The organism is Streptomyces sp. NPDC048258, assembly GCF_043201995.1.
Classification (GTDB): domain Bacteria; phylum Actinomycetota; class Actinomycetes; order Streptomycetales; family Streptomycetaceae; genus Streptomyces.
The window spans coordinates 95,831-115,787 of record NZ_JBICZH010000011.1 but is presented as its reverse complement, the minus strand read 5'-3'; the positions used below and the strand labels follow the sequence as shown (position 1 = coordinate 115,787).

Below are 19,957 nucleotides of genomic sequence, written 5' to 3'. Positions count from 1 at the left end.
GAGGCCTCTGCCGGGCCCCAAGCCTTCCGGGAACGGGATGGCCGGGCGAGAACAGGAACACCGTCCAGGCTGTCGTGCCAGGTGCGGCACTCGAAGACATACTCGCGGGTGCCGCCGGAGTGCGAAAGAAGCCGCCCCTTGGAGAGGACGACCTTCAACGCACTCTCGGCGTCATTCCGGTACTCCGCGAGGATCTCGGCGCGCACCGCCGCCAGAAACTCCTCAACGGGATAAGGCCGCCCAGCACCGGTCATGTGCACCGCTCCCCCAAGATCTCCCCCACAGATCCGAAGACTGTACGTGAGTCTGCTGCCGCCGGGCGGGGCACCGGATGGCCACTGGCCAGTCACTGGCCGGAATCGTTCGAGGACAGTCATTACCAGGAGCGGTGTCGGCAGCTCCGTATACCGTTGACGCAGCTCACCGACCTGGTACGAAGCAGAGGAGAACGTCGTGAGGCCCACGCTGGCCGCCGCGCAGTTGCGGGGCAGTCTCACCCAGTACCTCACGACGACCTATGCGCTCACCGACGAGGACACCCGGCGGGCACTGGAGCGATTCCTGGAGCATCCGGAGACCGGGATGTTCCGCGGTCCGTACATGCGGATCAGGACGCCCTTCCACAAGGCGGACGCCGGCTGGGAGAAGCACCTGGAGTGGAACCCGGGATTCACCCCGTACCGGCATCAAGCGAAAGCGTACGAACGGCTGAGCACGCTGCACGGACCCGCCCGGCCGACCCTGGTCACGACGGGGACGGGTTCCGGGAAGACCGAGTCGTTCCTCATTCCGGCACTCGACCATTGCCGCCGCGAGAAGGCCCTCGGCCGGCGCGGGGTCAAGGCCGTGCTGCTGTATCCGATGAATGCGCTCGCCTCCGACCAGGCCGGACGCATCGGCGACTACCTGGCACAGCCCGAACTCGCCCAGGTGACGGCCGGGCTCTACATCGGCGACCGGCCGGACACCGACTTCCGCCGGGTGATGACCCGGCGCGAGGAGATGCGGCAGTCTCCACCCGACCTCCTCATCACCAACTACAAGATGCTCGACCTGCTCCTCCAGCGAGGTGAGGACCGCGCGCTGTGGCAGGACTCCCGGATCCAGTACGTGGTGCTGGACGAGTTCCACACGTACGACGGGGCGCAGGGCACGGATGTCGCCATGCTGCTGCGTCGCCTCGCGATGACCACAGGCCAGAGCGAGCCGGGGCGTCCGCTCGGTTCGATCTGCCCGGTGGCGACATCGGCGACCCTCGGTGAAGCCGGTCCGGGAGCGGGACCCGGCGGCATCCTGGACGTGGCGGCGCAGGTGTTCGGGATGCAGTTCCCCGCGGACGCTCTGGTGGGCGAAGAGCGAATGACGCCCGAGCAGTTCACCGGCCCGGTGAACTACGGCCTGCCCGAGCCGCCCTCGCCCGAGGAGGTCATCGCCTGCTCGGGCGGCCCCGATGTGGTGTCGCGTCCGGACAAGCTGGATCTCAACGCCCTGGCGGCACGGATGCTGGGGCAGCAGGGCCTGTCGGCCTTCGAGATCGGACGGCTGCTCAAGCAACACGACTTCACCCAGGGGATGCTGTCCCTCCTGGACGGGGACCCGCTGAGCGAATGGGAGCTCCGCGACCGCCTCGGCCGGTTCGGGTACACCTGGGGTCGTACCGCTCGGGAGAATCCCCGCCTCGCCCTCACCGCACTCGCACGGTTCGTGGCCCTGCTGTCCGCCGCCCGCGATCCGGAGTCGGACGAGCGCCGCCCGCGGCCCCTGCTGCACGTGGAGACCCATCTGTGGGTGCGGCCGGTCGGCCGGATTCTGCGCGGAGTCGGTCCCGGAAAGCCTGAGTTCCACTGGTACGAGGACGATCGCACCCGGCGCTCCGCCCTGCCCACGGTGCCTCCTGAGGGCGACGAGGAACCCGAAGCGGGGCAGATAGGGCACGTGGCCCGCTCGCACCGGGCGCAGTCGGCGATCGGTGCGGACACCACCGTCCGGCAGGCGAGCGTACGGCTGCCCGCCGTGTACTGCCGGAACTGCGGCCGCTCGGGTTGGGCAGCCATTTCCCCGGAAGCCGATCCCCAGCAGCTGGTGATGGCTCACGACAAGATCTGGCGCGCGAGTGTGGGGCGGGAGAAGCGGCGGGTCCGCTATTTCATCGCCGCCACCGCCGCGGAGCAGCAGGACGCGCTTGCAGCGGTCAGCCAGTCCCGTCCTGCGTCGGGGGGCGGGCAGCTGCCGGCGCTGATCCTGGACGGCGCGCAGGGCACGTACCGCCTGCCGGTGGCCCAGGATGACGGAAACCTGCAGGACGCCTGCTTCGTCCTGGCGATCACCGAGAAGAAGACCGCCGACAAAGCCGCTGTCGACCAGCGCTGCCCCGCCTGCGACACCGACAACGCGATGCGCTTCCTCGGCACTCGGCTCGCCGCCCTGGCCGCCGCGACAGTGACCCAGCTGTTCACCGGCCAGGAGGTCGCCCTCGAAGCGGAAGAGCGCAAAACCCTCCTGTTCAACGACTCGACCCAGGACGCCGCCCATCGCGCGGGGTACGTGGCGAACCGGTCGTTCACCTTCTCGCTCCGGTCACTCCTCGCACGCAACCTGGACGAGTCCGGACGGCCGTTGGCGCTCAACGACCTGATCGGCAATGTCCTCGACTCCGTCGAGGACCCTCAGGCACTTGCCGCTGTCGTCCCGCCCGACCTGTACGACGAGCCGGGCGTCGACCGGCTGCTCTCCGGGCGAGGCACGGGTGACCTGCGGACCTGGAAGCTCATCGGAGAGCGCCTCGCCTTCGCCACCGTGATGGAGTTCGGCCTCCGTTCCCGGCAGGGCCGCACCCTTGAGCTGACCCGGACCGCGGCCGCCGAGGTCGTCATCGAGGACCAGCACCGGATCACAATGCTGGCGCGCGACGTGCACCTGACCCTGCCCGGTCAGATGCTCGGCACCGGTCTGCCGACGGCGGAGCGCTATCTGGCTTTCGTACGCGGACTGCTGGAGCGGGTCCGGCTGCGCGGCGGGGTCCGGCACCGGTGGCTGGAGCCCTGGATGAAAGACGCCGGAGTGACCCGGTTCAAGATCTGGGGCGGCCGGCCCGATGGCATGCCGGCATTCCCCGACAGCGTGGCTGCACCACGCTTCCTGATCGACGGAGAGAAGGGCAGATCCGACTTCGACTCGGTGACGGCCCGCGCCGGCTGGTACCAGGACTGGGCGCGCCGCTGCCTGGGGCTCGACGCCCCCGGGGCAGCCGAATACCTCCGCAGGCTGCTGCCCGTACTCGTAGACGAAGGACTCCTCGCGGTGCGTACCGCGCAGGATCGGGCCACCAAGGTCTACGGCCTGCAGCCTGGGCATGTCGAGGTGCGGCTACTCGAGGACGACATCGTCAACAAGGCCTTCGTCACCTGTGAGGCGTGCGGCTGGCAGCAGGTGGTGCATCCCTCCCGGCGGACCCGCTGGTACGGGCACCCTTGTCCCCGGTACCGCTGCCGCGGTCAGATCACCGCCCCCCAGCCGGGCCTGGCCGCTGTGTCCTCGTCCGGTTCCACGAGTTTCGGCGGCCCGCGCCCGCGCGACTACCGCGACGACTACTACCGGCACCTGTACCGCACAGGCGGCACCTTCCGGGTGGTCACGGCCGAGCACACCGGCATGCTGACCCGGGCCCAGCGTGAGCGGGTGGAGCGGAGCTTCCGCGACGGCACTCACTACACCGACCCGAATGTGCTGTCGTGCACACCCACGCTGGAACTCGGCATCGACATCGGGGACCTGTCCGCCGTTCTGCTGGGATCACTTCCGAAGGGTCCCGCCAACTACGTGCAGCGAGCGGGCCGCGCGGGCCGCAAGACGGGTAACGCGCTGGTGGTGGCCTTCGGCGGCCGCCGGGCCCGCGACCTGTACTACCTCGACGAGCCGCGGGAGATGATCGCCGGGGACATCGTGCCCCCGGGCTGCTACCTGTCCGCCGTGGAGATCCTGCGCCGCCAGTACACGGCCCACCTTCTGGACCTCGCCGCCCGAGGGCAACTCTCCACGAGCGACGGTGAGCAGCTGCAGCCCGCGCCCCGCCTGGTGTCCGCGCTGTTCGGCAGCACCGCCTGGTGCCAGGAGCTCGCGGACGCGGCCCTCGCCCATGGCGCGGTGCTCGTCGAGACCTTCCTGGATCTCTTCCCCGCGCTGCAGGGCCGGGCGGACACCGGGGTCTCCGACCAGGCCGCCGCGGAGCTGCGGAAGTATGCATGCGGCGGCATCGTGCGGGCACTCCAGGAGGCCGAGGAGGAATGGACCGGCCGCGGTGAGGAGCTCCGGCGGCGGATCCGTGCCATCGACACGGCGATGGACCAGCTCGTCCGCAGCGATCCCGAGCAGGAACGCGAATGGCGCGAGTTGCGGGCTGAGCGCTACGCGACGGGCAACCTGCTCCGTGACCTCAACCAGACCAGCGCCCACGGAGCTCTCGTCGAACTAGGGCTCCTGCCCAATTACACCCTCTCGGACACCACCACCCAGCTGGAGGCGACGCTCTATTGGACGGAGGAACCGGAGACCGAGGGGGCCAAGAAGACCTACCGTAGCGAGGTACGGGACTACGAGCGCTCACGCCGGTCCGCGCTTTCCGAACTGGCGCCCGGAAACAGCTTCTACGTCAACGGCTACAAGCACGTTGTGCGGGCCCTGGACATCGGCAGCCCCGAGCGTCGCGCCTGGTCGGTGTGGCGGCTGTGTCCGGCATGCGGCTACGCCCGTACCGAGAACGCCCAGGCCGACGCCTCCCCCTGCCCGCGCTGCGGCGGCCGGGAGATCGCCGATGCGGGCTGTGTCCAGCGCGTACTCGAACCGAAGCGGGTCATGTCGCGCGACAAGCGGGACGATGCCCGGGTCCGCGACGACAAGGACGAGCGCGACAACAAGAGGTACGCCGTCCTCACGACCGTGGACATCGACCTCGTGCACCTGGCGCCGGGCTCCTGGCGCCACGACACGGCCGTCTTCGGTGTCGACTTCACCCGCCAGGCAGTGGTGCGCACTCTGAACCTGGGTCTCGACCGGCAGGACGGCAGCAGCACTGTTCCCGTCGCCGGGGCAGATGTGCGGATGAATCCGTTCTACGTATGCACGAGCTGCGGTGGCGCCACCTCCGAGGGCCGCCCGGTCGTGGACCACCACCAGGACGCGCTCACCGAATCCGTCGCCGCCGCAACCAAGGCCAGCGCTCACCACCTGCTCTGGTGCCCTCGCCGCAAGGTCCGTACAAGCGCGCCGGAAGGCCAGGGGCAGGGTGAGGATGTCCCCTTGCTTCTGGCCCACGAACTGACCACCGAGGCTGTCAGGATCCTGCTTCCCGCCTCGGTCGCCCGGGTCAAGGAACGCCTCGCATCCTTCACCGCCGCCCTGTTCGTGGGCATCGCCGCCCGCTACGGCGGCGACCCGGACCACATCGACATCACCGCAGCGTCCATGCCGGACGGCAACGACCCGGAATGGCCTCGCCGTTTCCTCGTCGCCTACGACCGGCTGCCGGGCGGTACCGGCTACCTGCACCGGCTCGCCACCTCCGACGGCTTCCGTGAAGTACTGCTCAAGGCCCGCGAGGTGATCGACAGCTGCCCCTGCATCGGGAAGGGCCTCGACGGATGCCACCGCTGTCTTCTGCGCCGCGTGCCGGCCGGCGACTACGACAAGGTCAGTCGCAACGAGGTCCGGCAGATGCTCGACGAACTGCTGGGAGCGGACGGCGGCAACTGGGCCACGTCACCGGTGCAGGCGACCCACCAGATCCCGCTGGAGCAGCAGGCCGAAAGCGATCTGGAGGTCATGTTCCTTGAGACCCTGGCCGAATGGGCTCAGCAGCCCCCGGCCAAGGCCAGCGCGGACGCCTATACGACCACGGCCGGGACGTACTCAATGGACCTGCGGCTCACCGGCGCCGACGGGGCCACCGTCAGCTGGCGGGTCTCCCAGCAGCGCGTGCTCGACGGCACCCGTCCCGACGTCCTCTTCGAACGCACGGATGCCCCGGGGCCGCGCATCGCGCTCTACCTCGACGGATACGAGTTCCATGCCGGACCGAAGCACAAGGACAGGCTGGCCGACGACGCCGTCAAGCGCACCCGGCTGCGCGTCGACGGAGTGCGGGTCTTCCAGCTCACGTACTACGACGTAAAGGACTGGCGGACTCGGGTCCGCGACACGGGCTATGCGAGCACGGGACCTGAGCACCCGGTCTGGAAGCCGTATGGGGAGCAAGCCCAGAAGCGTGCGCGTGACTACTACGCGGGCGTGCACGGGGGCCTGCCGGGCGAGCTGTCCGCGACCCTGTGGGTAAATCCGGCAGACCTTCTGCTCGCTCATCTGCGCGCGCCGGACGCTTCCCTGTGGCAACAACGCGCCGAGGCCGCCGTCGCGGGACTACTGGGAGCCGGAGCCCGGATCGCCGCGCTGCAACCCGATGCAGTCGGCTCGCAGATCGTCGCAGCGCTGAAGGGCGCAGCCCCGCAGGGGCCCAAGGGGCCGGTGCAGCTGCTCTCGGCCGTCGACACCTCCGGCTGTGCCGTGACGGCCCTGGCTGATGGCCGGCACCGGCCGCCGGTGTGGACCGCTCTGACCGTGCTCGATGACAGCGACCACGTCCTGTCGGACGAGGCCGGGCACAAGAAGCGCTGGCACGCCTGGCTCTACTGGAGCAACGTGCTGCAGTTCCTGGACCACGGCGGCGGTGACAGCGTCCAGTTGACGACCAGTCTCTTGAACGGCTTCACCACCGTGGGCCTCGCGGTCACCGGGGGGCCGGGCTGGCTTGCGTCGCAGGCTGTCGAAAGGCCTGCCCAACACCCGGCTGAAGCAGCCGCCGAGCTGACCGCCCCCGCACCTGCGCCGGCCCGTTCCTCCGCCTCGGCCCATGAAGCCGATTGGGAACAGGTACTGGAGTTCCTCGACCCCGAGGAACCGGGGCTGCTCCCCCTCACCCAGGGGCTCGCCGCACTCGGGGTGGCACCTCCGGAGGCAGGCTACGAACTCGACGAGCACGGATGGATGGCTGAACTCGCCTGGCCCACCGCCCGGATCGCGGTGGTGACGGCCCACCGCCCGGTCGACGGAGAACGGGACCACGACGCCGAGGACCGGGACAAGGCGTTCGCCTCGGCAGGCTGGTGGATCCGTACAGCCGCCACCTGCGCCCCGCAGGACATCGCGGACCTCCTCACCTCGGTGGAGGACGAAGACACGGACACGAACGACGGAGAGCAGCAGCGATGACGACCACAGGCGTGACTTTGCGTCTGCTCGACAAGGCGGACAAGGCGATCCTGAGGCTGCCCCGTGCGGTCAAGGGGGCGATCTACGACTTCCAGCACAAGTTCAAGGAGAATCCGCAGCTCCGGGGCCTGCGGCTGAAGCAGCTGGAGGGCCACGACCGACTCTGGTCGGCACGCATCAATGACGAGTACAGGGTCCTGCTGCTGCGCCTGGCGGACACCGACTGGCTCATCGTCTCCGTCAAGCACCGCAAGGAGGCGTACGAGAAACTCGATCGGCTCTCGTACGGCATCAACCGGATCACCGGCGGCATCGAGTACGTCGACCTCCAGGTCGTCGAAGAGAGCGTCCTTCGCCGAGCGGCGACTCCGGAGCCTGCCATCGTCCCGGCCGAGCCCGCCCCGGCTCCTGCACCCACCCCCGAGCCTGTCCCCGTTCCTCTGTTCGCCGCGTTTTCCGACGAGCAGCTCACCGACCTCGGCGTCGCAGGACCGCTCGTACCGGTCGTCCGGACCCTGACCACTGAGGACCAGCTCCTCGGTCTGGCCGAATACGCCCCTCAGCTCACCGCGGAAGTCCTTCTTGCGCTCCACGACGGTGCGTCGTACGACGCGGTTCTGGAGCAGATCACCAACCCCGTCTCCGCCCCGGACGCGGTCGACACGGACGACTTCCGGGCTGCTGCCGAGCGGCCGGCCACCATGGTCACGACGACGGACGAGGCGCTGCGCGAAGCTCTGGAAGGCGGGGACTTCGGCCGCTGGAAGGTCTTCCTCCACCCGACCCAGTCCCGGCTCGTCGAACGCGAGTACTCGGGTCCCGCCCGCGTGGGGGGCGGGCCTGGCACCGGAAAGACCATTGTGGCCCTCCACCGGGTCAAGCACTTGGTGGACCGACTGCCTCCGGGCCGTAACAAGCCCGTTCTCCTCACCACGTACAACAAGAACCTTGCCGCCGACCTGAAGTCCCGCCTTCTCCAACTGGGTGGCGAGGAGCTGTTGGCGCGTGTGGAGATCAGCCACGTCGACCAGCTCGCGCTGCGCGTCGTCCGGGAGGCCGAACCCGGCAGCGCCAAGCAGACTCTCGATGAGAGCCAGGCTCTCCGTGAGTGGCGCGCCATGCTCGACGAGCTGGGCGAAACCGGGTGGGACGCCCAGTTTCTGCACGACGAGTGGACGCAGGTCATCCTGGGACAGGCCGTCGTCTCCCGGACCGAGTACTTCCGTGCACGCCGCGCCGGCCGGGGCAAGAACATCGGGCGAGCCGAGCGGGCCGAGATCTGGCAGCTCGCGGAGCGGTTCACACAGCGACTCGACCGTCTCGGACGGCAGACCTGGGAGCAGGTCGCCGAGCGCGCGGCCCGGCTCGAAATGGACCGCGAGCAGCGGATCCAGAACATCGAGCGTCAGCGCGAGGAGGCAGGCGGACTGGACAACATCCATCTCCAGGCCGGCTCCGCGGGCTGGCTGCGCCACCGCTTCCAGCACATCGTCGTCGACGAGGCACAGGACCTGCGGGCCGCGCACTGGAAGTTGCTGCGCGCGATGGTGCCGCGTGCCGCCAACGACATCTTCCTCGTGGGCGACACACACCAGCGCATCTACGGCAATCAGGTCACGCTCGGGAGCCTCGGGGTCCACATCCGCGGACGCTCGGCCAAGCTGACACTGAGCTACCGAACGACCCGGCAGATCCTCGGCTCCGCACTCGGTGTGCTCAGCGGCGAAAGCTTCGATGACCTGGACGGCAGCACCGAGGACCTTGCCGGGTACAGGTCTGTCCTGACCGGAAGCCTTCCGAAGTTGCACGGTTGCGACGACTGGGAATCCGAGCAGGAGTCCATCGCAGCGCTCCTTGCCGACTGGATCGCCCTGCCGACACCGCCCGGGCAGATCGCCATCTGCGTTCCGACCAACGCCATGGCGAGCGAGCTGGCTTACACCCTGCTCGCCCACAAGGGAATCAAGGCCGTCGAGATCGGCCCTGAGGGCCCCCGTGGAGACGAAGGCGTCCACATCGGCACGATGTTCCGCTTCAAGGGGCTCGAGTACCAGCGGATGGTCATCGCGGGAGTCCGGGACGGACTCGTACCTCGGGATGCGGTGAGCCAGCTGCGCAGCTCGGACGCCGTCCGCTACCGGCGCGAGCTCCAGCGGGCTCGCTCTCTCCTCTTCGTCGCGGCCACCCGATCCCGGGACAGTCTCGCCATCTTCTGGCACGGCCGCCCGAGCCCGTTCCTCGAACCGCTCATGCGCCTGCGCGCCGGGTGAGGGCCGCGACCGGGTCCGGGGAGGGGCGGCCCGTGGGCCACCAGTCGTCGTCGTCCGGGCGGGACTCGTAGGCGTACCAGAGGGCGTCGCGGCCGAGGCGGAGCTGGCGGGTGTGGGCCGTGAGGCGGTTGCGGTCGGGGCGGAAGGAGCCCTGGGCGGCGGCGAGGAGGGCCGGGCGGGCCCGGTCGAAGGGCCCGGCCGGCGGGTCCCAGGGCTCTTCGAGGGCGGCGAGCGCGGGGCGGCCGCCCTGCCGCCAGGCCGCCGCGGCCCGGGCCAGGTCGGTGGTGGTGCGGCCGGTGGCTCGGGCCAGGTCGCGGTACAGGGCGCGGGCGGCGCCGGTGAGCCCGGCCGTGGGGTGCGCGGAGGCCAGCCGGACGGCGTCCTGCCACAGGCTTGTCCCGGCGATCGGGTCCTCGCCGGTGGTGAGGAGCGCCAGCGCGCGGGCGGCGGCGTCGGAGGCGAGCTGGTCCAGGGCGAGCGGGTCCGGCGCCGCCGGGTCGGCCGGGTAGGCGGGCGGGAGTCCCGTGGCGGCGGGCGCGGGGAGCGGCGCGGGCAGCAGCGGCAGGCTGGTACGGGCGAGCGCCGCCCGGGCCGGGACTCCGGGGAAGTCCGGTGTGGTGTCGGGCTGTTCGCGTGCGGCGTGCGCGGCATTGCGACGGGCCAGCTCGTCGAGGAGTTCCCGCTCGCCGCGGCCGCGCAGGAGCAGCAGCACGAAGGGGTCCTCGTCGAGGAGCCGGGCCGCCCGGTAGCAGAGGGCCGCGGCGTGCTTGCACGGCGGACGCGCGACGTCCGGGCAGGAGCAGCGTGCCACGAGCTCGCCCGCGCCGGGCAGGACCGCCTCGGCGAGCGACTGCGGAACCTCCCGCTCCAGCAGCGCGGCGAGCGCCGCGGGATCGGCCGCGACCGCCTCCAGCAGCTCCTCCCACTCCGCGTCCGCGAAGGCGGGCAGCGCCAGCTCGGTGCGGTACGGGCGGGGCCGGCTGCCCCGGACGTACGCCACGATCCGGCCGGGGGTGATGGTGACGGCGTCGACGTGGCCTTCGGCGGCGTACGTACGGCCACGGGCCAGCCGGGCCGGGTCCCGGGACACCGATTCGAGGGCCGACACCCAGGCCCGGCCCCACCAGCTCACCGCCTCCGCCCCGGCGGGCACGGTCTCGAAGGTGCGGCGGCGGTCGTCCCGCGCGGTGATCACGCCGGCCTCCGCAGGGAGACGAGGTCGGCCAGTTCACGGTCGGTCAGCTCGGTCAGCGCCGACTCGCCGGAGCCGAGGACGGCATCGGCCAGGGCCCGCTTCGCCTCCAGCATCTCGGCGATCCGGTCCTCCACGGTCCCCTCGGCGATGATCCGGTGCACCTGCACGGGCTGGGTCTGGCCGATCCGGTAGGCGCGGTCGGTGGCCTGCTCCTCGACGGCCGGGTTCCACCAGCGGTCGAAGTGGATGACGTGACCGGCCCGCGTCAGGTTCAGCCCGGTGCCCGCGGCCTTCAAGGAGAGGAGGAAGACCGGGACGTCGCCTGCCTGGAAGCGGTCGACGAGCTCCTCCCGGCGCGGGACCGGAGTCCCGCCGTGCAGCAGCTGGTGGGAGATCCCCCGGGCCGTCAGGTGCCGCTCGATGAGCCGGGCCATCGTCACGTACTGGGTGAAGACCAGCACCGAACCGCCCTCGGCGAGGATCGTGTCCAGCAGCTCGTCCAGCAGGGCGAGCTTGCCCGAGCGGTGCGGGATCCGCGGCTGCTCCTCCTTCAGGTACTGCGCCGGGTGGTTGCAGATCTGCTTGAGCGAGGCCAGCAACTTCATGATCATGCCGCGTCGCTCGATGCCCTCGCTCGACTCGATCACCGCCATCGCCTCGTCCACCGCGGCCTGGTAGAGCGAGGCCTGCTCGCGGGTCAGGGAGACGGGGTGGTCGGTCTCCGTCTTCGGCGGCAGCTCGGGCGCGATACCGGGATCGGACTTCTTGCGCCGCAGCAGGAACGGCCGGACCAGCGCGGACAGCCGGGCCACCGCCGCCTCGTTGCCGCCGTCCTCCTCCTGCTGGTGCTCCACCGGGCGGGCATGGCGGGCCCGGAAGGCGGTGAGCGGCCCCAGCAGCCCGGGCGTCGTCCAGTCGAGCAGCGCCCACAGCTCGGAGAGGTTGTTTTCCACCGGGGTGCCGGTCAGCGCCACCCGGGCGGGCGCCGGGACGGTGCGCAGCGCCTTGGCGGTCGCCGAATGCGGGTTCTTGACGTGCTGCGCCTCATCCGCGACGACCATGCCCCAGCGCTGCTCGGCGAGGAGCGGGGCGCTGGCGCGCATCGTCCCGTACGTGGTGAGCACGAACCCGCCGGCGGCGGACTCCAGGTCGTCGAGGCTGCGGCTGCCGCCGTGGAAGCGGCGCACGGGCGTGCCGGGGGCGAACCTCTCGATCTCCCGCTGCCAGTTGCCCAGCAGCGACGCGGGACACACCACGAGCGTCGGCTCGGGGCGGTCGCGGTGCAGGTGCAGCGCGATCAGGGTGACGGTCTTGCCGAGCCCCATGTCGTCGGCGAGGCAGCCGCCGAGGCCGAGGGAGGTCATCAGGTCCAGCCAGGCCAGGCCGCGGGCCTGGTAGTCGCGCAGGGTGGCCTTGAGCGCGGCCGGCTGCGGCAGCGGGGCCAGTTCCCCCGTCAGCCGCTCCCGCAGGGCGGCCAGCGCCCCGACCGGAACCGCCTCGACGGACTGCCCGTCCACCTCGGCCGTCCCCGACAGTACGGTCGCCAGCGCGTCGACCGGGTCCAGCAGGCCCAGCTCCCGCTTGCGCGCCTTGCGGACCAGCTCGGGATCGACCCGCACCCACTGGTCCCGCAGCCGCACCACGGGCCGGTGGGCCTGCGCGAGCGCGTCCATCTCCCCCGGGGTGAGCCGGTCGCCGCCCAGCGCCAGCTCCCAGGAGAAGGCGAAGAGGTGGGCGGCGTCGAAGAACGCGGTGCCGTCGGTGGCGGACCCGGGGGCGGTGGACCGTACGACGGCGGTCGCGGAGAGGGTACGGGCCAACTCGCGCGGCCAGTGGACCAGGACTCCCGCGGCCGCCAGCCGGGTCGCGGCCACCCCCAGCAGGTCTTCGAGCTCCGGGTCCGACAGGGCGAGGGCGTCGGGGACCGGCTGGTCGAGCAGGCGCAGCAGGGGCGGCCAGACCCGCGCGGCCCGGCGCAGCGCGAGCACGGCGTCGATCCGGGCGCGCGGTCCGAAGCCGGCCGCGGCGGCGCCCGCCCACAGCTGTGCGGCGTCGGTCACGAGGGTCGGGTCGGCGAGGCTGTGCACCTGGACCACGGCGGCCCCGGCGCGGTGGACGTCCTCGTCCTCCGCCTCGTCGAAGAGGCGGAAGGACGACAGGTCGAGCCGGAGCGAGATCCCCACGCCGGTGTCCGCACCGGCCGCGACCTGCGCGGCCCAGTCCTGTATGCCCGGCACCCGCTGCGCGTCCCGGGCGGCGAACGGCCGCCCGGCCGCGACCGGCGCGGCCGGGGTGCGGGGCAGGCTGTCGGCGACGGCGTCGAGGAAGGCGCGGACCAGCGCCTCCGGTTCGGGCAGCTGGAGCGGGCGGCGGCCGGCCAGCGGGGTCGCGTACCCCTCGTGGGGCAGCGCGGCGGCGATCGCGCGGAGGTGGTCGACATCGGAGGCGTCGAGCGGCCCGGCACGCCAGGCGTCGATGCCCTCGGGGGTGAGCCCGGGGAGCAGGCGGCCCCGGGCGACCAGCGTGAGCGCCTGTGTGGCGGCGGTGCCCCAGGCACGGGTGGCGGCGTGCGAGGCCGGGCTGCGGGGTGCCCGGGCGAGCAGGGGGAGGGCGGCGGTGACGGAGAAGGCCACGGCGGGCACGGTCCGGCTGCGGACCCCGTCGCCGTGCTGGCGGACGACGGTGAGCCGCGTCGGCGAACCCCCCTCGGGCAGGGCGTCCCCGTCGGGCGCCCAGAAGGCGACGCGCCCCTGCCGGGGAACGGCGGCGGGCAGGAACACGGCCGCGTGGCGCAGCAGCGCGGATGTCTGCGGCTGCGGCTGCGGCTCCCGCTGCGGTGTCACGGCGTCCCCCTCCCCGGTCGATGTCCAGACGGACCCCTCTGCCGACGAGTCTAGGCGCGGCCACTGACAACGCGTCTGACCTGCGGATCAGCGCCCCCAGCGGCCCTGTTCCGCGGCGTATCCGTACACGGGTCGGCCGGTGGCCGCGCTGGTCCGCAGCGGCCGTCCGCCGTCGTCGATCCGGAGGGTGCCGGAGCCGGACGGGCCGGTCCAGCGCAGGTCGAGGTACCAGTCGCAGTCGCAGCCCGTCGTGGCGGCCTCCACGCGCAGGACGACCGGCTCGGACGCCGAGACGCGCAGCGGGAAGGCGGGGGCCGGGAGGGAGCTGCCGGCGTCGTTCCCGGCGACGGGCCGGGCCAGAGGGCGCGGCGCGTCCAGATTGACGGCGAAAGCCGCCGGGGTGAGGGCGCCGCCGCAGCCCTGGGACATCTGGTAGACGTTCCAGGCCGGCGGGGTGCGCCGCGCGGCCACCCGTACCTCCAGGTCCTCCAGGACCACGCTGCCCGCGCCCGTGCCGTGCAGGGTGACCTCCACGATCTGGGCCCCGGCGTGTACGGCACGCTGCGCCGCGGCCCAGGCGGGCGCGTCCGCCTCGACGGGCGGCGGGGGCACGGAGCCCGGTCCCCGCTCGGCCAGGTAGGCGTGATCGCAGCCGAAGGCCCACACGTGCGACCGTACCGCCGCCGTGAGCGGTACCGGCGCCGGCTTCGGCGACGGCGGTGACGGCGGCGCCGGAGGCGGGGCGGATGCCGGCCCGCCCGGTGTCGGCGAGGGCGACGGCGAGGACGACGGCCCCGGCGCGGGCGTCCCGGCCGCTTCCGACGGCTCGGAGGAGACGGCCGGGGTGGCTGCCCCCGTGGCCCCCGCCACGCCCTGCGGCGTCCCCCGGTCCGGCAGGGACGCCGCCAGGACCGCCACGGCCACCGCGCCCGCGGTCAGCCCGGCGGCGACGACGGCGGCTGCCCGCCGCCGGTACCAGGGGAGCCGGCCGAGGGGCACCGCACCCGGATCCGCAGTGGGCACGACAGCGGCTTCCGAGGCAGGTTCCGGGGCGGCTTCCGAGGCAGGTTCGGGGGCGGGTTCCGGGGCGGGTTCCGGTTCGGCCCGCGCCGCCGCGCGCCTGCGCGCGTCCGCCAGCAGCCACGCCCGGTGCAGGTCCACCGCCTCCCCCGGCGAGGCCCCGCAGGCCCGCGCGAAACGGTCCACCACGGCGAACTCCGTCGGCACGGCCTCCCCGTTGCAGTAGCGGTGCAGGGTCGACGTACTCGTGTGCAGTCTGCGCGCCAGTACCCCGTAACTCAGCCCGGCGCGCTCCTTCAGCTCCCGCATCAGCCGCGCGAACCGCTCCGCCTCGTCCACGGCGTTCCCCCGTCCCACGACTGCGTTCCATGCGGGGGGTGTTCCCCCAGGTGACAGCACGTACGGCCATTCCAGTGTCCCGAATCCGCAGCGATCCGTCGCCCGACACCCCGGCCCGGGGAAAGGCTGTCCACGGACGCAGTCGCACCGCTGGACACCACGACCACCACGACCACGAAGACCGCGAAGATCGCGAAGACCACGGGGAGTACCCATCATGTTCCGACGCTCCGGCACCGCCGCCACCCTCGCCACCGCCCTCGTCGCGGCGGCCACCGCCCTCGTCCTGACCGCCCCGGCCTCTGCCACGGCGGCCACCGCACCGGGGTTCATCGACGGCACCGACCTGCCGCCGCACCCCACCTCGCCCTGGTACGCGGGCGAGGTCACCAAGGGGCTGCCCGAGTTCACGCCGTTCTGCCTGGAGGGCGCGCTCCCGTCGGCGGGCAGCTGGCACCGCGGCTTCGGCACGGAGTTCGACACCGGCGCCGTACAGATCTCCGTACGGGCGGCCTCGCCCTCCGCGGCCGCCAAGCTCGCCGGCACGCTGGAGCGCAAGGTCGCGGCCTGCGCCGCCGACTGGCTGCGCACGACGCCGGGCGGCACGGCCTCCTGGCAGGACTACGGGAAGCTCACCGTCGAGGAGGGCGCGCACGTCTACGGGGTGCACACCTCGATCCCCGAGTCCGAGCCCGGCGTGCACCTCTACGGAATCGGACGTGACGGCTCCACGGTCACGGTCGTGAAGTGGGGCCAGATGGGCTACCTGGCCGATGCCCCGGTCGCCGGCTTCAGGAAGACGACCACCACGGCCGTGAACAAGCTCAACCCGTGACGCCGCCGCCCGCGAGAGGCCGGAGTGGGACCATGGACATGAGGCGATGGCCATGCGTTCCGGGAACGAGCCGGTGACCGCCCGCAGTCCGCTGCGGCTGCGGTTCTGGCTGAGTCTGTGGGGGCTGATCTGGGCCGCCGCCGGGACGGCCCTCTTCTCGCTGGCCGGCCGTCCCGGGTGGGCGGCGGCCTGCGGTGCGGTCGTGCTGCTGGCGGCCGTGGACCTGGCCGTGGTCGTCCACCACATCCACCAGGGCCCGCACTACCAGCCCGGCCCCGACATCCCGCCGTACGAACCGCCCCGGGACCGGTGAGCTCAGTCCTCGAAGCGGGCGGCCGCCAGGTACTCCGGCTGCGGGTCCAGGGCGGCGGCCAGCCGGAAGTGTTTGCGGGCCTGCTCGGGCCGGCCGGAGCGCTGGTGCGTGCGGGCCAGTGCGAAGTGGGCGAAGGCGTTGTCCGGCTCCCGCTCCAGCACCAGCTCGAACTCCAGCTCTGCCGGGCGCAGTTGGGCGGCGGCGAAGAAGGCCCGGGCGCGCAGCAGCCGGGCCGCCGTGTTCTCGGGGTGGGCCGCTATGACCGAGTCGAGCAGCTTGACCGCACCGCGCGGGTCGCGTGCGGCGAGCAGGTGCTCGGCGGCCCGGTAGTCGATGACGTGCGTCTCCGGGCTCGCCGGACCGGACGACGAGGAGGACGAGGAGGACGAGGAGGACGAGGACGAGGAGGACGGCGAGGAGTGCGGCGTGGTGTCGGACACGTGGAGTTCCTTCCCTCTACGGGCGCGTTCAACGCCCGCCCCCGCACCGGCTATTCCGCCGCCCGCTCCGCCGCGGCCCGCGCTTCTACGCCCGCTCCTGCCCGGCCCGCGCCGTGAGCTCCGCCCACACCTTGCGCACCTGAGGCTCCAGAGCCTCCAGCGGCCCGTCGTTGTCGATCACGAAGGTCGCCACGGCGAGCCGCTGCTCCCGCGTGGCCTGCGCGGCCATCCGGGCCCGCGCCTCCTCCTCGGCCATCCCGCGCAGCGCGGTCAGCCGTGCCAGCTGCGTCCGCGGCGCCGCGTCCACCACGACCACCAGGTCATAGAGCGGCGCCAGACCGTTCTCCGCGAGCAGCGGTACGTCGTGCACCACGATCGCGTCCGTCCCCGCGGCGGCCTCCAGCTCGGCCGACCGGGCCCCGACCAGCGGGTGCACGATCGCGTTGAGGGTCTGGAGCTTCGCCGGGTCGGAGAACACGATCGACCCGAGCTTCGGCCGGTCCAGCACCCCCTCCGCGGTCAGCACCGACTCCCCGAAGGCCGCCACGACGGCCGCGAGCCCCGGCGTGCCGGGCTCGACGACCTCCCGCGCGATCCGGTCGGCGTCCACGATGACCGCCCCGTACCCCGCCAGCAGCCGCGAGACCTCGCTCTTGCCGGCACCGATCCCGCCCGTCAGGCCCACTTTCAGCATGCCCGCAGCCTAGCCCCCGCCCTCACCCGAGCCACAGGCCCCCGGCCCTGCCCAGCCCGGGCCCTGCCCTGCCCGGCCCTCAGCCTTCGCCCTCGCGCTCCGCGAGGAACCGCTCGAACTCGCGGCCGATCTCATCGGCCGACGGGATGTCCGCGGGCTCGGCCATCATGTTCCCCCGGGTCTCGGCGCCGGCGGCCGCGTCGTACTGGTGCTCCAACCCCTGCACCAAGCTGACCAGCTCCTCGTCGCCCTCCCGGATCTGCCGGTCGATCTCCGTCTGGGTGCGGTGGGCCTCCGTACGCAGGGCGTGCGCCACGGCCGGCAGGACCAGCCCGGTCGCCGCCGTGATCGCCTCCAGCACCGTCAGCGCGGCGTCCGGGTACGGGGAGCGCGCGACGTAGTGCGGTACGTGCGCGGCGACACCCAGCACGTCGTGCCCGGCCTGCGCCAGACGGAACTCGACCAGCGATTCCGCGCTGCCCGGCACCTGCGCCTCGTCGAAGGGGCTGCGGTGGCCCGGCATGAGGTCGGTCCGGTTGCCGTGCGGGGTGATGCCGACGGGCCGCGTGTGCGGAACGCCCATGGGAATGCCGTGGAAGTTGACCGAGAGCCGGACGCCGAGGCGCTCGACGATCTGCCGGACGGCGACGCTGAAGCGCTCCCACTCCACGTCCGGCTCGGGGCCGGAGAGCAGCAGGAAGGGCGCTCCGGTGGCGTCCTGGACGAGCCGGACCTCCAGCCGGGGCTCCTCGAACTCCGTCCAGTGGTCGCGCTGGAAGGTCAGCAGCGGGCGGCGGGCCCGGTAGTCCACCAGCCGGTCCGCGTCGAAACGCGCCACCACCTGGTGGGGCAGGGTGTCCAGAAGCCGCTCGACGATCTGCTCCCCGGTCTCACCCGCGTCGATGTACCCCTCGAAGTGGTACAGCATGACCAGCCCGGCCGAGTCCTGGGCGAGCGCCAGGTCGGCCACCGCCAGGCCCTTGGCGTCCCATTCGTACAGACCCTGTGGATCAAGCACCGTCACCACTCCTCCCTCGTCGCGTTCTCTGCGAAGAACGTCCAAGGAGGCGCCGGCATTCCCCAGTTGACCAAGCGGATCACGGGGAAAACGCGGTGAGGCCCGCCCCCCGAAGGGGACGGGCCTCACCGTTCAACTCAACCAGCTCGGCTCACACCGGGGTGTGATGCGCGCTGCGATCAGCTCTGGCCGCCGGCCAGCTTCTCGCGGAGCGCGGCCAGGGCCTCGTCCGACGCCAGGGCGCCGGAGGTCTCGTCCGACTCCGAGGAGTACGAACCACCCGAGATGCCCGCACCGGCGCCGGCACCGGCGGCCGGGGCGGCAGCGCCCTCGGCGGCAGCGGCCTCGTCGGCCTCGCGGCTCTTGATGACCTGAGCCTGGTGCTGCTCGAAGCGCTGCTGCGCCTCGGCGTACTGGGTCTCCCAGGTCTCGCGCTGCTTGTCGAAGCCCTCGAGCCAGTCGTTGGTCTCGGGGTCGAAGCCCTCGGGGTAGATGTAGTTGCCCTGGTCGTCGTACGACGCGGCCATGCCGTACAGGGTCGGGTCGAACTCGACCGACGCCGGGTCGGCACCGAAGGACTCGTTGGCCTGCTTCAGCGACAGCGAGATCCGGCGACGCTCAAGGTCGATGTCGATGACCTTGACGAAGATCTCGTCGTTGACCTGGACGACCTGCTCCGGGATCTCCACGTGGCGCTCGGCCAGCTCGGAGATGTGGACCAGACCCTCGATGCCCTCGTCCACGCGGACGAACGCACCGAACGGAACCAGCTTGGTGACCTTACCCGGGACGACCTGACCGATCTGGTGGGTCCGGGCGAACTGCTGCCACGGGTCCTCCTGCGTCGCCTTCAGCGACAGGGAGACACGCTCGCGGTCCATGTCCACGTCGAGAACCTCGACGGTGACCTCCTGGCCGACCTCGACAACCTCGGACGGGTGGTCGATGTGCTTCCAGGACAGCTCGGAGACGTGGACGAGACCGTCGACGCCACCCAGGTCCACGAAGGCACCGAAGTTGACGATCGAGGAAACGACGCCGGAGCGGACCTGACCCTTCTGCAGGGTGGTGAGGAACGTCTGGCGAACCTCGGACTGGGTCTGCTCGAGCCAGGCGCGGCGGGACAGGACCACGTTGTTGCGGTTCTTGTCCAGCTCGATGATCTTCGCCTCGAGCTCCTTGCCCACGTAGGGCTGGAGGTCGCGGACGCGACGCATCTCGACGAGGGAGGCCGGCAGGAAGCCGCGGAGGCCGATGTCGAGGATGAGACCACCCTTGACGACCTCGATGACGGTACCGGTGACGATGCCGTCTTCTTCCTTGATCTTCTCGATCGTGCCCCAGGCACGCTCGTACTGAGCGCGCTTCTTGGACAGGATCAGACGGCCTTCCTTGTCCTCCTTCTGGAGAACCAGGGCCTCGATCTCGTCGCCGACCTTGACGACCTCGTTCGGGTCGACGTCGTGCTTGATCGAGAGCTCACGGCTCGGGATCACGCCTTCGGTCTTGTAACCGATGTCGAGGAGAACCTCGTCCCGGTCCACCTTGACGATGACGCCGTCGACGATGTCGCCGTCGTTGAAGTACTTGATCGTCTCGTCGATCGCCGCGAGGAACGCGTCCGCGTCGCCGATGTCGTTGACCGCAACCTGCGGAGTGGTGGCGGTGGTCTCGGTGCTGCTCGTCATGTGGGAAAGGGCTCCGGTTACGGACAGAAAGTCGTAGGTACT

At 71.7% G+C, this 19,957-nt stretch carries 11 protein-coding genes; 4 read left to right on the top strand and 7 right to left on the bottom strand.

Going from position 1 to position 19,957, the window contains the following annotated elements; translation table 11 throughout:
* Positions 1 to 453 precede the first annotated feature (453 nt).
* Both ACGFYQ_RS24765 and ACGFYQ_RS24760 read left to right on the top strand, forming a co-directional pair.
* Positions 454 to 7,260: a DEAD/DEAH box helicase gene (locus tag ACGFYQ_RS24765; protein WP_393747337.1), complete on the top strand. Its 6,807-nt coding sequence runs from the start codon at positions 454 to 456 to the stop codon at positions 7,258 to 7,260.
* A complete protein-coding gene (locus ACGFYQ_RS24760) occupies positions 7,257 to 9,530 on the top strand; it encodes a UvrD-helicase domain-containing protein (RefSeq protein ID WP_393747336.1) in 2,274 nt (757 codons plus the stop codon). The genes ACGFYQ_RS24765 and ACGFYQ_RS24760 overlap by 4 nt, the downstream gene beginning before the upstream one ends.
* Here ACGFYQ_RS24760 and ACGFYQ_RS24755 read toward each other — a convergent pair.
* The 3 genes from ACGFYQ_RS24755 to ACGFYQ_RS24745 form a co-directional block, all read right to left on the bottom strand.
* Positions 9,508 to 10,725 (bottom strand): SWIM zinc finger family protein, encoded by a 1,218-nt coding sequence (locus ACGFYQ_RS24755; RefSeq protein ID WP_393747334.1) that lies wholly within the window; start codon positions 10,723 to 10,725, stop codon positions 9,508 to 9,510. The genes ACGFYQ_RS24760 and ACGFYQ_RS24755 overlap by 23 nt on opposite strands.
* Positions 10,722 to 13,568, bottom strand: a complete 2,847-nt coding sequence (locus tag ACGFYQ_RS24750) for a DEAD/DEAH box helicase (RefSeq protein WP_393747332.1) — start codon at positions 13,566 to 13,568, stop codon at positions 10,722 to 10,724. Before ACGFYQ_RS24750 ends, ACGFYQ_RS24755 begins: the two co-directional genes overlap by 4 nt.
* An 87-nt stretch (positions 13,569 to 13,655) precedes the next feature.
* Entirely contained in the window at positions 13,656 to 14,945 is a 1,290-nt protein-coding gene (locus tag ACGFYQ_RS24745) for a helix-turn-helix domain-containing protein (protein ID WP_393747330.1), read from the bottom strand.
* A gap of 199 nt (positions 14,946 to 15,144) precedes the next feature.
* Between ACGFYQ_RS24745 and ACGFYQ_RS24740 the strand changes: the two genes are divergently transcribed.
* Together ACGFYQ_RS24740 and ACGFYQ_RS24735 are read left to right on the top strand one after the other, a co-directional pair.
* Positions 15,145 to 15,762 carry a hypothetical protein gene (locus tag ACGFYQ_RS24740; protein WP_393747328.1) on the top strand — a complete coding sequence of 206 codons (618 nt, stop codon included), beginning with the start codon at positions 15,145 to 15,147 and terminating at the stop codon, positions 15,760 to 15,762.
* 52 nt (positions 15,763 to 15,814) lie between these two features.
* Positions 15,815 to 16,075 (top strand): DUF6343 family protein, encoded by a 261-nt coding sequence (locus ACGFYQ_RS24735; protein WP_393747637.1) that lies wholly within the window; start codon positions 15,815 to 15,817, stop codon positions 16,073 to 16,075.
* Positions 16,076 to 16,077: 2 nt separating this feature from the next.
* On the opposite strand, the gene ACGFYQ_RS24730 is transcribed toward ACGFYQ_RS24735, so the two are convergent.
* The 4 genes from ACGFYQ_RS24730 to rpsA all read right to left on the bottom strand — a co-directional run bounded on the left by ACGFYQ_RS24730 (position 16,078) and on the right by rpsA (position 19,915).
* Entirely contained in the window at positions 16,078 to 16,410 is a 333-nt protein-coding gene (locus ACGFYQ_RS24730) for a tetratricopeptide repeat protein (RefSeq protein WP_393747635.1), read from the bottom strand.
* A 190-nt stretch (positions 16,411 to 16,600) separates the two neighbouring features.
* Positions 16,601 to 17,209, bottom strand: coding sequence for a dephospho-CoA kinase (gene coaE, locus ACGFYQ_RS24725; RefSeq protein ID WP_393747326.1), 609 nt, complete (start codon positions 17,207 to 17,209; stop codon positions 16,601 to 16,603).
* 79 nt (positions 17,210 to 17,288) lie between these two features.
* A complete protein-coding gene (locus ACGFYQ_RS24720; RefSeq protein ID WP_393747324.1) occupies positions 17,289 to 18,227 on the bottom strand; it encodes a PAC2 family protein in 939 nt (312 codons plus the stop codon).
* 179 nt (positions 18,228 to 18,406) lie between these two features.
* Positions 18,407 to 19,915 carry a 30S ribosomal protein S1 gene (gene rpsA, locus ACGFYQ_RS24715; RefSeq protein ID WP_393747322.1) on the bottom strand — a complete coding sequence of 503 codons (1,509 nt, stop codon included), beginning with the start codon at positions 19,913 to 19,915 and terminating at the stop codon, positions 18,407 to 18,409.
* Between the last annotated feature and the right edge of the window lie 42 nt (positions 19,916 to 19,957).

Excerpts from the sequence above, each read along its gene's own strand:
- ACGFYQ_RS24735 (WP_393747637.1), top strand. The coding sequence starts at position 15,815 with ATGCGTTCCGGGAACGAGCCGGTGACCGCCCGCAGTCCGCTGCGGCTG.
- ACGFYQ_RS24760 (WP_393747336.1), top strand. The coding sequence starts at position 7,257 with ATGACGACCACAGGCGTGACTTTGCGTCTGCTCGACAAGGCGGACAAG.
- coaE (WP_393747326.1), bottom strand. The coding sequence starts at position 17,209 with ATGCTGAAAGTGGGCCTGACGGGCGGGATCGGTGCCGGCAAGAGCGAG.
- ACGFYQ_RS24740 (WP_393747328.1), top strand. The coding sequence starts at position 15,145 with ATGTTCCGACGCTCCGGCACCGCCGCCACCCTCGCCACCGCCCTCGTC.
- rpsA (WP_393747322.1), bottom strand. The coding sequence starts at position 19,915 with ATGACGAGCAGCACCGAGACCACCGCCACCACTCCGCAGGTTGCGGTC.